The sequence below is a fragment of the Actinoplanes sp. NPDC048791 genome (genome assembly GCF_040650095.1).
Classification (GTDB): Bacteria; Actinomycetota; Actinomycetes; order Mycobacteriales; family Micromonosporaceae; genus Actinoplanes.
The window spans coordinates 14,792-27,189 of the sequence record NZ_JBEZGQ010000015.1; the positions used below are offsets into that span (position 1 = coordinate 14,792).

The window sequence follows — 12,398 nt, forward strand, 5'->3', positions numbered from 1 at the left end:
AGCGTGCTGGGTGTCGGCCGGCCACCGCGCCGGTGAGGCGCTGTCTTGTCTCGGCCGGCACCAGGTCGCGGTGGCATCGGTACTCGTAGGCCTCAGCACGGCCACGAGTTCCTGGCTTGCCGTCTTCGGGCGACAGCGTCCCAAGGCTGGATCGCCTCCGGCCGGCGGACGAGCCCCTGATATCGGCCCCGAGCTGGCTGCCACTCGGCCCCAAGAAGCTGTCTTGATCGGGCCGGGCTCCCGGGAGATCGGGTTGAGCCAGACGTCCACCAGACGTGACACGTCCATCGCGACCGGCTGCACCCCAGGCGGACGCGGTCTGGTTGCCTCCGGTGCGCGATGAGTCGCGGTAATCGGCCGGACATCCCAGAGGCGTCCGGGTCCAGGGGCGAAGCTCCGGCCGTCGGAGGCTTGGTCGTGCGAGCTCCGTTGCAGCAGTCGCTTCCCGCTGTATCGGCTCGATCGCCGCCAAGCCGGATGCATTGACACTCGGGTCTGGAAGCGTTGCATCCGGAGGGCGACGCGGAACAGGTCGGTCGCAACCACGCTGAGCAGCAGAGAGGTACCGATGAGCCGCGCCCGCTGCTCTCCTTTCGGACGCATCCGGTAAACGTTCCCTCCCGTGCCACCTTCCAGCCAAAGCGTTCCCCTACGCTGTGAGCCTCGCGGCCAAGGTGCAGCCCGTTATCCACAGGGCTGCAGCGGCCCGCCCTCGCCGCCCACCCTAACGGGTAGTCTCCGTGATCACATCCGCCGAAGGACATGGAGACGCGATGAGCAGGGCTGTGCTGGGCCCGTTCGCCCGCCGGCTGCACCTGCGCCTGGCCGAGCAGGGCTTCGAGGCTGACCGGTACGTCTTCCGCCGCTGGTCTCCGGCTGGCGACGCCGTGCTCGTGGAGCTCAAGCCACGTAAGGCCCTCGACGACGAGACCCGCTTCCACCTCAATCTCGCACTCGTCCTGGCGCCCGTGTTGCGCTGGGACCGTACTCGCCTGGGCCTGCGCGACGACGCCCTGCCCAAGACCGAGAACGGCATCTGGACACTGCGCGTCGAGCCGCCCGGCGACGACGCCTTCGACTGGGAGATCCCCACCCCGGACCACGCCGACGAGATCTTCGATGCCCTCGCCGCGCAGCTCGACCCGAAGTTGCCCGGTCTGCTGCGGCTCCTCGACCACGACCAGCTGCGGACGGTGACGAAGGACCGCGCGGTGCTCGGCTACGCGACGCGAAACGTGGCCGGCTGGCTGCTCGCCGAGGAGGCTGGCGGCGCCACGCCCGGCCTCCGTGCCGCCCTCTTCGGCGACGAAGACCCAGACGACCCGGAGGCCGAGGGCAGAATCCCGATGGCCCGCCCGATCTGGCAGTGGGCCGCCTCCGGCGAACCCTGGGGCGCCCGTCCCTGACCATCCGATCTCGCGGTCGGTTCTCACGGCGTGCGTGGTCGGGGCGGCCGTACCGGGCTTCGGTACGGAACACCGTAGAGCGCCCGTGACGGCCGGACACCGCCGCACAGAGACAAAGGCCGCTGACAGCGCTTACGCTGCTCGGCGGCCCGAGAGGCAGGCATAGCGCCATCCGAGCGAGGCGCACGCTGGACCTTCATCCGTCGGTGACGTTCGGTGTAGGAAGCCCTCACCGTCATCCCGAGCGCCCCGATCGTGGAGCAGATCGCAAATGCTCTCGACAGCGCGGTCGTCGCCCGGTTCTGGGAGCACCGCGACGATCAGATGGGCCACGAGGACGGCTCGGTGCAGGCCCGGTACGCACACATCACCTCGGGGATGATAGAGCGTCTTCTCGATGGCCTGACGGGGCTGTGGACGGCGGCGCTGGAAGGCCGGCGTGCGATCAATCCGCGATCGCCGGTCGCGGTTCTTGATCGGCTATTGGGGGAGTGCGGCGAGTGAGCCTCTCCCAGACGACAAGATCGTCTCCCCAGATTCTCCCCGGCGAGTGCGGGCATAGAAATCGGGTCCCGTCCCGGTGGGACGAAACCCGCTCTGACCTGCTGCTTTACCTGGTGGGCGATACTGGGATCGAACCAGTGACCTCTTCCGTGTCAAGGAAGCGCGCTCCCGCTGCGCCAATCGCCCTCGTTCAGATGCCGAGGTGGAGACGGGATTTGAACCCGTGTACACGGCTTTGCAGGCCGTTGCCTCGCCTCTCGGCCACTCCACCGAGCTGGCCCCGCACGTAACCTGTGGCGGCCTCTCCGAGCGGACGACGGGATTCGAACCCGCGACCCTCACCTTGGCAAGGTGATGCGCTACCAGCTGCGCTACGTCCGCTTGTCTCTCCGGTGCGTTCCCCGGCGACGGATGAAACATTAGCCGGTCCCCCGCCGCCTTGCCAAACCGGGGTCCCCCGGCGCGTCGCCCCGGCGTTATCCACAGGTAAGGAAACCGGCGAGCGCAGCCACCCCGTACCCGCTTGGATGGGCTCATGCAGATCCGACAGGTCACCGCCGACGAGCGCACCGACACCATGTTTCCCCTGCAGACGTATGCCTTCATGCCCTCACCCTGGGCCGACGGCGACCGGGAGACCTACGCCCGCCGTATGCAGTACTACCGGACCGCCGTGAGCCTTGTCGCCGAGGAGGACGGCCGGTCGCTCGCCGGCGTCGGGGCCTTCCCGATGCGCCAGAATGTGCGCGGCACCCTGCATGACATGGCCGGTGTCGCCTCCGTCGCGACCCATCCGTCCGCCCGCCGTCGAGGCTTCGTCCGGGCGCTTCTTGGCCGCCTGCTCCAGCAGATGCGCGACCAGGGCTGCACCGTCAGCGCTCTCTACCCCTTCCGTCCGTCCTTCTACGGCCGCTACGGCTTCGTCGGTCTGCCCCGGGTGCGCACGGTCACTTTCGCCCCTGAGGGCCTCTCTCACCTCCTGAAAGCCGATCTGCCGGGCGAGGTGGAGCGCCTGCCCATGCGGGAGGCGTTCGACGACTACACCGCCCTCACGCTGCGCCTGCTGGGGGAGCGGCACGGCTTCTCGGTGTTCGACGAGGTCCGCACCGCTGAGTTCCGCGACAATCCGCGCTGGGTTGCGATCGCCCGGGTCGAGGGCGAGGTCGTGGGGGCGGTGACCTACCGCATCGACCGGTTCGGCGGTGAGCTGCTGGCCGACGACCTGCTGACCACCGGTTCGCTGGGCCGGGCGCTTCTCCTGCAGTATTTCGCCCGGCACGTGGACCAGGTGGCGCGCGTGATCCTCAAGGTCGGCACGGATGAGGTGCCGGATCTGTGGGGGACCGACTTCCCGGTGCTCACCCAGGGCCGGGTCGAGCATCCCAGCCAGAACGGACCGATGGCCCGCTTGTTGTCGATGGAGGCGCTCACCGGCACCGCTACGACCGCCGAGCAGGCCATCACGATCGAGGTGGTCGACGACGACTTCATCGCGGGCCGCTACCAGCTGACCGGGGAGAGCGGGCAGCTCACCGTGGAGCCGAGCAAAAACGAGCCGCAGGCGACGGTCACCTGTGCGGGCATCTCCGCCCTCGCGTACGGGGTGCTCGATCCGATCGAGGTCGTGACCAGGGGCTTCGGGCAGGTCGACGCGTCGGCGGTCGAGCCGTTGGCGGCGCTGTTCCCGAAGCGGATGCCGTACCTGTTCGCCGACTTCTGATCAGAATGAGGTCAGACAGCGGCGGGAAGGCCGGCGGAGCTGAATGCCCGGCCGTCGTCCGTCACCAGCGCGGAGTCGTAGCCGTTCGCCGCCAGCTTCGCCAGCCAGGCGATTCCCGCCTCGCCCATCGCCAGCGCGGCGGTGGCGTAGGCATCCGCCAGCGCCAGGTCCGGTCCGACCACGGTCACCGACCGCAGGCCCCGGGCCGGCCCGCCGGTACGGGGGTTGAAGACGTGGTCACCGCGTTCGTAGGTGCCGGAGGTGGCCACCGCCTGGTCGCTCACCGCCAGGACCCAGCTGAGCTTGTCCGCCTCCCACGGGTGCCGGATGCCGACCCGCCACGGCGCTCCCGTGGCGCATCGTCCTCGGGCCCGGATGTCGCCACCGGCGTTCACACAGTGGTTCACCGAGCCGGCCTCCACCAGCCGGGCCGAGGCGATCTCCACCGACCAGCCCTTCACGTAGCCGCTCGGGTCGAGCGGGCCCGCCGCGTAGGCGTCGAAGTAGCCGTCCGTTTCGCGCCACAGGTCGGCGCACGCCTCCAGCACGTGCCGCATGTCCGTCGAGCAGTCCGCCGGGTCGATCTCCCGCCGGCGCAGCTTGCTGACCTCGCTGTCCTCGCGGTAGGTGCTGAATCGCCGGTCCACCTCATGCAGCCAGCCGCACACGTCGTCGACCATCGCGCGCAGCTTTTCCGGCGGCAGCTCGTCGGCCAGGTCGATGCTGACGACCGTCCCCATGACGTGCTCGGCGTGGTGCATGGCGCGGGACTCTACGCCGTCGCTTCGTCGATGGCCGCCTGCAGCGACTTCACGTACGACTCGGAGGTGAAGGTCGCGCCGGAGACCGCGTCGACTTCGGCGCTCTGGACCTTGAGCGTGCTCTGCTTCAGCGAGGCGATCGCCGGCGGGTTGATGGTCGCGCTGTCGCCGGTGACCGGGTACGTCGCGTCGGCCGCGGTGATCTTGCCGCCGGAGATCTTGATCGAGACCTGGATGGTGCCGTACGGGTTCTTCGCCGCCGAGCCCTTGAAGATGCCGTTCTTGAGGCCGCTGCCGCCTGCTTCGCCCGAGGCGTCTGCTTCGTCGGCGTTCTCGGTGGGCTTGGCGGCCGGCTTCTTCGACGACGGCTTCTTCGAGCCCGCCGGTTCCGGGTCGGCGTCCTGGCCCGAGTTGGCCAGGTCGACGGCGGGCGGCGCGGCCGAGGGAACCACCGGCGCGGAGACGCTGAGCCGGACCCCGACGATCAGGGCGGCGCCGGTCAACGTCCCAACGGCTGCTGCGGTACTGCGTCGCATGAGCAAACTCCCGGAATCAGAATTCGAAGGGGTCGAGGTGCAACTGGCTGTCTGGCACTTCCAGCTCGCGCAGGGTCTGCACCGCGGCGTCGACCAGCCCGGGCGGCCCGCACAGGTAGACATCGCGGCGGTTGACGTCGGGCACCAGCCCGAGCAGGCCGTTCGCCGTGAAGAGCCGGCGCGGGCCGGGGTCGTTGCGCGAGCCGACGATGTAGCGGACCCAGGCGTCGCGGCGCTCGGCCAGCTCCTCCAGCTCCTCCCGGAAGACCAGCTCGTCGGGGCGGCTGGCCCGGTAGATCACGATCGTGTCCGGCGGCATGTCCTCGAGCAGGGCCCGGATCGGTGCGATCCCGCTGCCGCCGGCGATGAGCAGAGCCCGGCGGCGCGTCCGGCGCTGGGCGGTGAAGGTCCCGAACGGTCCTTCCGCCCAGATCGACGTGCCCGGCTGCATCTCTGCGAGCTTCGCGGTGTGCCCGCCGACCGCGGTGACGGTCAGGCGCAGCCACTGCGAGTTCGGCGCCGCGGAGAGCGAGAACGGGTGCGTCTGCCACCAGCCGTTGGCGGTCAGGAAGCGCCAGCGCATGAACTGGCCCGCCTGGGCGGTCAGGCTCTCAAGGTTGCGGCCGTCGATGTAGATCGAGAACGTGTTCGCGCCCTCGGCGACGACCTCGGCCACCTCGAAGCGGTGCCGCACGTTGAGCCACAGCGGCTCGACCAGCCGGCCCCAGAACAGCGCGGCGACGACCAGGGCGGCGAGCCCGGGCCAGAAGACCGACGCGAAGCGGCCGGACAGATCCGCGCCGGTGGCGACCTGGTGGCCGTAGCCGAGCAGCAGCACCAGGTAGGCGCTGAGGTGGATGAAGTGCCAGAGCTCGTACGGCAGCTTGGTCCGCGCGGCGCGGATCGAGATCACGCTGATCAGCACCAGCAGGCCCGTGGCCACCGTCGCGCTGATCATCTCGGGCAGCGTGGTGATGATCGTCCAGCCCTGGTCGACGACGCCGGACTCGGCGGTCAACGCGTAGCCGTAGACGATGAAGACGATGTGCGCGAGCACCGCGACGACCAGCGTCGTGCCCAGCCAGCGATGCCAGCGCAGCAGGTCGCGGGCGCCGACCCACTCCTCGAGCCAGGACACCCGGCTCATCATCAGCAGCTGGATGAAGAGCAGGTAGCCGGCGATCAGCCCGGTAATCCGGCCGACGGCCAACATCATGGTGGCGGTGTCGTTGATCGCCCCCGCCTGGGTGTCGAAGAGCCAGAGGGAGACGCTCGTGGCCAGGCCTGAGAAGAACAACAGCACCGTGAGCAGGCGGTTACCGGATGTCGCCTCCGCGGGCGGGCGGTCGTCGGTGACGATCGCGGGGCCGGTGCCCTGCCAACCCGACTCGTCCGGCGCCTCGACGATGATGTCGCCGCGCGGCACGGCCTCGTTCAGGTCGGGCTGCTCCCAGAAACCACGCTCCGGAGCCAGCGTGGACGCGAACGACGTCGCCTGCTCGTACTCGGGTTCGCGCTGGTCCTCGAAGGATTGGAACACGGTCGGCCCTGATCGGCCGGCAGTATCGCCGTACGCTCGCGCCATCGACCTCACCCGCTCAGCAGTCGTCCTCCGGCATCGGCCACCCCCCAGCGCCCGACGTGACGGTCCGGTCTCGGCAGGCCGTCGAGGGTTACTACGCGGTTCAGCGGGTGAAGGCTCAAACCTGAACGGAAAAAGTCCGTGACCAGGGATGATCTTGCTCCATGGGTGGGCGGCGGCGAGTCAGGCCGAGGTCCGCCGGTCAGGGGCATGATCGTGACGCATGTGCAGGTAGATCAGTAGCGCCGGACCGAGGCGAGGGCGCGCCGGCCGCGCGATCAATCAGCGTCCTCGGTGCGGTGAGGCGGGTTAATGCGCGGTCAAATGTGACAGAGCGTTGTCACGGGGCGGACGCTGCGCGCCAGAAGCAATCGACAGGCATCGACCAGGGGTACGGCGGAAGGAGGCTCGGTGACCGACGACTACCGTCACGACGTGACTGACGAACCCGCCGGCCTCACCGTGGTCGGCATCGGCGCCGACGGCTGGCCGGGATTGTCGGGTACGGCCACCGCAGCCCTGACCGCCGCACAGGTGATCTTCGGCAGCACCCGGCAGTTGGCCCTGTTGCCATCGAAGGTCGAGGGTGACCGGGTGCCGTGGCCGTCACCGCTGCTCCCCGCGCTGCCAGGTCTGCTCGAAGCGCACCAGGATCGGCGCATCGCGGTGCTGGCCAGCGGCGACCCGATGTTCCACGGGATCGGCGCGACGCTGGTCCGGCTGCTCGGGGCGGACGCCGTACGAGTCATCCCGCACCCGTCCTCGGTCTCGCTCGCGGCGGCCCGCCTGGGCTGGCCGCTCCCGGAGGTCGACGTGCTCAGCCTGGTCACCGCCCCGGTCGAGGAGCTGCATCCGCTCATCCACCCGCGCCGCAGGATCCTGATCCTCAGCGCGGGCGCGAATACCCCGGCCGCGGTGGCGGCCCTGCTCACATCCCGGGGGTACGGCGACAGCAGCATCACGGTCCTGTCCCAGCTCGGCGCCCCGGCCGAAAGCCAGATCTCCGGCCCCGCATCCTCCCTGGACCTGACCGACATCGATCCATTGAACGTGATTGCGGTGGTCTGCAACGCGGGCACCGCGCCCCCGGAGCGAACGGCCGCAAAAAACGACCCGACAGGCCCTCGGCCGCTGGTGCCCGGCTTGCCCGACGCTGTCTACGAGAGCGACGGCCAGCTCACCAAGCGCGAAGTCCGCGCCGTAACGCTCGCCGTGCTCGGCCCCCAGCCCGGCGAGCTCCTCTGGGACGTCGGCGCCGGCTCCGGGAGCATCGCGATCGAGTGGATGCGAACTCACCGGGACTGCCGCGCCGTCGCTGTCGAGTCTTCCGCTGAGCGGGTCGGGCGGATTGTGCGCAACGCTGCTGCTCTGGGCGTACCGAGGCTTCGGGTTGTCGAGGGCCGCGCGCCCGGCGCTCTGGCCGGATTGCCGGCGCCCGACGTGGTTTTCATCGGTGGCGGGGTGACGCGGGACGGGGTCGTCGAAGCGGCCCTGGACGCCCTGCCCTCGGGTGGGCGGTTGGTCGCCAATGCGGTGACTCTGGAATCGGAGGCCGTGCTGGCGGCCTGGTACGCGAAGCTGGGCGGTGAACTGACCCGGCTCGCCGTGCAGCGGGCGGCGCCGGTCGGCGGGTTCACGGGATGGAGAGCGATGATGCCGGTTACCATCTGGTCGGTGACGAAGCCGTGACGGTGCATTTCATCGGCGCCGGGCCCGGTGCCGCCGACCTCATCACGGTGCGGGGCCAGCGGCTGATCGAGGCTTCGCCGGTCTGCCTGTACGCCGGCAGCCTCGTGCCCGCCGAACTGCTCGCCTACTGCCCGCCCGGCGCCCGGCTCGTCGACACCGCCCGCCTCACCCTGGACGACATCATCGGTGAGCTGATCACCGCCACCAAGGCCGGGCATGATGTGGCCCGGCTGCACTCGGGTGACCCCTCGGTGTTCAGCGCGGTCGCCGAGCAGATGCGCCGGCTGGACGAGGCCGGCGTCGAGTACGACGTGACGCCGGGCGTTCCGGCGTTCGCGGCGGCGGCTGCGTCGCTGGGCCGGGAGTTCACCGTGCCGGGTGTCGCCCAGACGGTCATCCTGACCCGAACCGCCGAGCGGGCCACCGCCATGCCGCCGGGGGAGGACCTGGCGACGCTGGGCGCGAGCCGCTCGACGATGGTGCTGCACCTGGCCGTCCAGCGCATCGACGCGGTGGTCGCGGAGCTGGTGCCCAGCTACGGCGCGGAGTGCCCGGTCGCCGTGGTGGCGCGGGCGAGCCGGGAGGACGAGCTGATCGTGCGCGGCACGCTGGCGGACATCGCCGCGAAGGTGGCGGCCGCCGGGATCAAACGCACCGCCGTGATCGTGGTCGGCGCGGCCCTGACCGCCTCGACCTTCCCGGACAGTCACCTCTACTCCGCAGACCGATGCCGCCCGTAGCGAGAGTCACGCCAACGCCCGCCCGGGTGTTCATTCTCGGCGGGACCACTGAGGGGCGCGAGCTGGCGTCCGCCTGCGCACCCATCCCAGACCTGGAGGTGATCAGCTCTCTCGCCGGCCGGACCACCTCACCACTGCTCCCCGCCGGCAAGGTCCGTATCGGCGGCTTCGGCGGCATCGACGGCCTCACCGACTACCTACGCCAAGAACGCATAGCTGCCGTCGTCGACGCCACCCATCCCTTCGCCGCAACGATGACCGCCCACGCGGTAGCCGCCTCGGCGCAGGCCGACGTGCCGCTGCTGATCCTGCGCCGCCCAGGCTGGACCGAACAGCCAGGGGACCGCTGGCACCGCGTACCCGACCTCGCGACCGCCGCAAAGCTGCTTCCCGACCTGGGCGAACGCGTCTTCCTCACCACCGGCCGTCAAAGCATCGCGGCCTTCGCGGAAGTGGACGCCTGCTGGTTCCTGTCCCGATCCGTTGAGCCGCCCGCCGAGCCCCTACCGAGCCGCCTCGAAGTGCTGCTGGACCGAGGCCCGTTCACCCACATCGGCGAACTAGCTCTCCTTACCGAGCACCGCGTCGACGTACTCGTCACCAAGGACAGCGGCGGCAGCACCGCCAAGCTCGACGCCGCCCGCGAGCTCGGCCTTCCGGTCGTGCTGGTCGACCGGCCACCACTACCACCCAGCGCGAATGTGGCACCCACCGTCGAGGCCGCGCTCGAGTGGCTCAGGCGGGGTAGTGCCGTGGCGTGTACACCTGGGTAGAGCCGTCTCCCCGGGTGGTCACCCGGGTCTGGCTGGAGCCGACGATCAGCAGGCAGCGCATGTCGATCGTCGCCGGGTCCAGGTCGCCCAGCGTTGTCACGCGGATCTCCTCCTCCGGGCCGCCCACATCCCGGCCGACCACCACCGGAGTCGCCGGGAGGCGGTGCTGCAGCAGCAGCTCACGGGCCCTGACCAGCTGTTCCTTGCGGCTCTTGGACGCCGGGTTGTAGATCGCGATCACCAGGTCGGCGCTCGCCGCCGCGGACAGCCGGGCCGCGATCACGTCCCAGGGCTTCAGCCGGTCCGACAGCGACATGATGCAGAAGTCGTGCCCGAGTGGCGCGCCGGCCCGGCTCGCCACCGCCTGCGCCGCCGTCAGTCCCGGCACCACCCGGACCGGGACGTCCTTCCACTGCGGATCCTCGCTGACCTCCAGCACCGCCGCGGCCATCGCGAAGACGCCCGGGTCGCCGGACGACACCACTGCCACCTTGCGGCCGCGCTTGGCCAGGTCCAGCGCGAACGCCGCGCGTTCCGCCTCCACCCGGTTGTCCGACGGGTGGCGGCGCTGGCGGGCGTTCGGCGGCACCCGGTCCACGTACGGGCCGTAGCCGACCACGTCGTCCGCCGCCGCCAGGGCCTCCTGCGCCTCCGGGGTGAGCCAGTCACGGCCCGCCGGACCGAGCCCGACGACCGTCACCTGCCCCTGCTGCTCCTGCGTGACCGGCTCGGCCACGAACGTCGCGGCGGCCGGGCTCGGCAGCAGGGCCAGGGAGAAATACGGCACTGTGTCCGGGTCGACGTCGGCCAGCCGGGCGTGGCGTTCCCGGTCGGTTGTCGCGCGTTCCACGTACCAGGCGTCGTCGAGGCGGCCCGCCTGCGCCAGCGCCTCGCGGACGCCGGTGAAGGTGCGGCCCAGCTTCATGATCGCGGCCGAGTCCGTGGCGGCCAGCCGCGCTGCCAGCTCCGCCGGGGGCAGGGTGCCGGGCAGCACGGTCAGGATCTCGTCGCGTTCCATCAGCGGGCGGCCCAGCACCGCCGAGGCCGCGCTCACCGAAGTCACGCCGGGCACGACCTGCGTCTCGTAGCGGTCGGCGAGCCGCTTGTGCATGTGCATGTACGAGCCGTAGAAGAACGGGTCTCCCTCGGCCAGCACCACCACGTCACGGCCCGCGTCCAGGTGGGCGGCCAGCCGCTCCGCGCTCCGGGCGTAGAACTCGTCGATCGCGCCCTGGTAGCCGCCCGGGTGGTCGGTCGTCTCGGTGGTCACCGGGTAGATCAGCGGTTCCTCGATCTGGCCCTCGCGCAGGTACGGCTCCGCGATCGCGCGGGCGTTGCTGCGGCCGTGCCGGGCCGCGTGGTAGGCGATCACCCCGGCCGCGCTGATCAGCCGAGCCGCCTTGACGGTGACCAGCTCCGGGTCGCCGGGGCCCAGCCCGACCCCGAACAGTCGGCCCGCCATGACTACTCCTCCTCCGAGGCGAGGGCGTTGACCGCCGCCGCCGTGATCGCGCTGCCGCCGCGTCGCCCGCGCACGACCAGAAACTCCAGATCGGATGCGGCCAGCGCGTCCTTCGACTCGGCCGCCCCGATGAACCCGACCGGGATGCCCAGCACCGCCGCCGGCCGCGGCGCACCCGCCTCGATCATCTCCAGCAGCCGGAACAGCGCGGTCGGGGCGTTGCCGATCGCCACCACGGCACCGCCGAGCCGATCGCCCCACAGGTCCAGCGCCGCCGCACTGCGGGTGTTGCCGAGCTGCGCCGCCAGCGCGGGCACGGCGGGGTCGCGCAACGTGCAGATGACCTCGTTGCCGGCGGGCAGGCGCTTGCGGGTCACCCCGGACGCGACCATCTCGGCGTCACACAGGATCGGCGCGCCACCGAGCAGCGCCTTGCGGGCCGCGGTCACCACCCCGGCGCTGAAGCCGATGTCGCCGGCCAGGTCCACCATCCCGCAGGCGTGGATCATCCGTACGGCGACCCGCGCCACGTCGGCCGGCAACCCGGACAGATCCGCCTCCGCGCGAATCGTGGCGAACGACCGCCGGTAGATCTCCGCGCCGTCGCGCACGTACTCCATCTCAGCCCTTCCTCGCGGCGCCGACCAGCGCGCCGACCTCACCGACCGAGGTGACGCCGCACGCATACGGCGAACGCACCTCGTAACCCGCCCCGGTCGCCTCGACCCGCACATGCGGCCCGGCGGGGCTCCCGCATCCGCGTGCGCAGCCGACCCAGTGCACCGGCAGTCCCTGACCCGCGACGGTCGCGGCATCCGCGTCGGCCCGCACGTCAGCCAGCGACTTCGCGCAGCCCGGCCGGCCCGCGCAGGCGGTCACCCCGGCCCACCGCGATCCCGCCTCCACCTCGAGCCCGGCCCCGGCCAGGGCCGCGAGCCAGGACCCGGCCGCCTGCGGCGTCAGACCGGGCAGGACGACCCCACGCCACGGCGTGAAGATCAAGCTCTCCGCCGCCTCCAGCACCTTCAGTTGTACGTCGCTGAGCCGCCCGAGCGGCACGAGGGCCCCGACGGCCACGGTCCCGTCAGCCTGCGCGATGACGCCGATCGGCTCCCGGAGGACTGGCCGAGGCAGCTCCGCGGGCTCACCGAGCGTCCTGCCCAGCGCCGCGGCGGTCCGCGCCGCGACGCGTGCCGGTCCATCCGCCAGCTCCCGCACCCGCCAG

At 71.0% G+C, this 12,398-nt stretch carries 11 protein-coding genes, 3 tRNA genes and 1 pseudogene; 6 read left to right on the forward strand and 9 right to left on the reverse strand.

Going from position 1 to position 12,398, the window contains the following annotated elements; translation table 11 throughout:
• The first annotated feature begins 773 nt into the window (after window positions 1-773).
• Both AB0C29_RS02880 and AB0C29_RS02885 read left to right on the forward strand, forming a co-directional pair.
• Window positions 774-1,406: a hypothetical protein gene (locus AB0C29_RS02880; RefSeq protein WP_360814349.1), complete on the forward strand. Its 633-nt coding sequence runs from the start codon at window positions 774-776 to the stop codon at window positions 1,404-1,406.
• A 255-nt stretch (window positions 1,407-1,661) separates the two neighbouring features.
• Window positions 1,662-1,910, forward strand: a complete 249-nt coding sequence (locus tag AB0C29_RS02885; protein ID WP_360814351.1) for a hypothetical protein — start codon at window positions 1,662-1,664, stop codon at window positions 1,908-1,910.
• Between the two features lie 111 nt (window positions 1,911-2,021).
• Here the strand turns inward: AB0C29_RS02885 and AB0C29_RS02890 are convergent.
• The 3 genes from AB0C29_RS02890 to AB0C29_RS02900 form a co-directional block, all read right to left on the reverse strand.
• Window positions 2,022-2,096, reverse strand: a tRNA-Val gene (locus tag AB0C29_RS02890).
• A 14-nt stretch (window positions 2,097-2,110) separates the two neighbouring features.
• Window positions 2,111-2,181 (reverse strand) — tRNA-Cys (locus AB0C29_RS02895).
• Window positions 2,182-2,218: 37 nt separating this feature from the next.
• Window positions 2,219-2,291 (reverse strand) — tRNA-Gly (locus AB0C29_RS02900).
• Between the two features lie 154 nt (window positions 2,292-2,445).
• Between AB0C29_RS02900 and AB0C29_RS02905 the strand changes: the two genes are divergently transcribed.
• Complete coding sequence (locus tag AB0C29_RS02905; protein WP_360814353.1) at window positions 2,446-3,630, forward strand: GNAT family N-acetyltransferase; 1,185 nt, start codon at window positions 2,446-2,448, stop codon at window positions 3,628-3,630.
• Window positions 3,631-3,641: 11 nt separating this feature from the next.
• Here the strand turns inward: AB0C29_RS02905 and AB0C29_RS02910 are convergent, their stop codons facing one another.
• The 3 genes from AB0C29_RS02910 to AB0C29_RS02920 are packed head-to-tail and all read right to left on the reverse strand — an operon-like array spanning window position 3,642 to window position 6,467.
• Complete coding sequence (locus AB0C29_RS02910) at window positions 3,642-4,391, reverse strand: FAD:protein FMN transferase (protein WP_360814355.1); 750 nt, start codon at window positions 4,389-4,391, stop codon at window positions 3,642-3,644.
• A gap of 11 nt (window positions 4,392-4,402) precedes the next feature.
• The gene (locus AB0C29_RS02915; protein ID WP_360814357.1) at window positions 4,403-4,927 is read right to left on the reverse strand and encodes an FMN-binding protein; all 525 of its coding nucleotides are present in this window, start codon (window positions 4,925-4,927) and stop codon (window positions 4,403-4,405) included.
• Between the two features lie 16 nt (window positions 4,928-4,943).
• A complete protein-coding gene (locus tag AB0C29_RS02920; protein WP_360814359.1) occupies window positions 4,944-6,467 on the reverse strand; it encodes a ferric reductase-like transmembrane domain-containing protein in 1,524 nt (507 codons plus the stop codon).
• A 477-nt stretch (window positions 6,468-6,944) separates the two neighbouring features.
• Between AB0C29_RS02920 and cbiE the strand changes: the two genes are divergently transcribed.
• The 3 genes from cbiE to AB0C29_RS02935 are packed head-to-tail and all read left to right on the forward strand — an operon-like array spanning window position 6,945 to window position 9,711.
• The gene (gene cbiE, locus AB0C29_RS02925; RefSeq protein ID WP_360814361.1) at window positions 6,945-8,198 is read left to right on the forward strand and encodes a precorrin-6y C5,15-methyltransferase (decarboxylating) subunit CbiE; all 1,254 of its coding nucleotides are present in this window, start codon (window positions 6,945-6,947) and stop codon (window positions 8,196-8,198) included.
• Window positions 8,195-8,938 (forward strand): precorrin-4 C(11)-methyltransferase, encoded by a 744-nt coding sequence (gene cobM, locus AB0C29_RS02930; protein WP_360814363.1) that lies wholly within the window; start codon window positions 8,195-8,197, stop codon window positions 8,936-8,938. Before cbiE ends, cobM begins: the two co-directional genes overlap by 4 nt.
• Window positions 8,926-9,711: a cobalt-precorrin-6A reductase gene (locus AB0C29_RS02935; protein WP_360814365.1), complete on the forward strand. Its 786-nt coding sequence runs from the start codon at window positions 8,926-8,928 to the stop codon at window positions 9,709-9,711. The genes cobM and AB0C29_RS02935 overlap by 13 nt, the downstream gene beginning before the upstream one ends.
• Here AB0C29_RS02935 and AB0C29_RS02940 read toward each other — a convergent pair.
• The 3 genes and pseudogenes from AB0C29_RS02940 to AB0C29_RS02950 form a co-directional block, all read right to left on the reverse strand.
• A complete protein-coding gene (locus AB0C29_RS02940) occupies window positions 9,674-11,173 on the reverse strand; it encodes a precorrin-2 C(20)-methyltransferase (RefSeq protein ID WP_360556968.1) in 1,500 nt (499 codons plus the stop codon). The two genes, AB0C29_RS02935 and AB0C29_RS02940, sit on opposite strands and share 38 nt — an antisense overlap.
• Before the next feature lie 2 nt (window positions 11,174-11,175).
• Window positions 11,176-11,793, reverse strand: coding sequence for a precorrin-8X methylmutase (locus AB0C29_RS02945; RefSeq protein WP_360814367.1), 618 nt, complete (start codon window positions 11,791-11,793; stop codon window positions 11,176-11,178).
• A 1-nt stretch (window position 11,794) separates the two neighbouring features.
• Window positions 11,795-12,398, reverse strand: a pseudogene (locus tag AB0C29_RS02950) (precorrin-3B synthase); the annotation flags it as partial.

Bases quoted from the DNA above. Each gene is read 5' to 3' on its own strand.
- AB0C29_RS02880 (WP_360814349.1), top strand. From the start codon at position 774: ATGAGCAGGGCTGTGCTGGGCCCGTTCGCCCGCCGGCTGCACCTGCGC.
- AB0C29_RS02905 (WP_360814353.1), top strand. From the start codon at position 2,446: ATGCAGATCCGACAGGTCACCGCCGACGAGCGCACCGACACCATGTTT.
- AB0C29_RS02910 (WP_360814355.1), bottom strand. From the start codon at position 4,391: ATGCACCACGCCGAGCACGTCATGGGGACGGTCGTCAGCATCGACCTG.
- AB0C29_RS02915 (WP_360814357.1), bottom strand. From the start codon at position 4,927: ATGCGACGCAGTACCGCAGCAGCCGTTGGGACGTTGACCGGCGCCGCC.
- AB0C29_RS02935 (WP_360814365.1), top strand. From the start codon at position 8,926: ATGCCGCCCGTAGCGAGAGTCACGCCAACGCCCGCCCGGGTGTTCATT.
- AB0C29_RS02940 (WP_360556968.1), bottom strand. From the start codon at position 11,173: ATGGCGGGCCGACTGTTCGGGGTCGGGCTGGGCCCCGGCGACCCGGAG.
- AB0C29_RS02945 (WP_360814367.1), bottom strand. From the start codon at position 11,793: ATGGAGTACGTGCGCGACGGCGCGGAGATCTACCGGCGGTCGTTCGCC.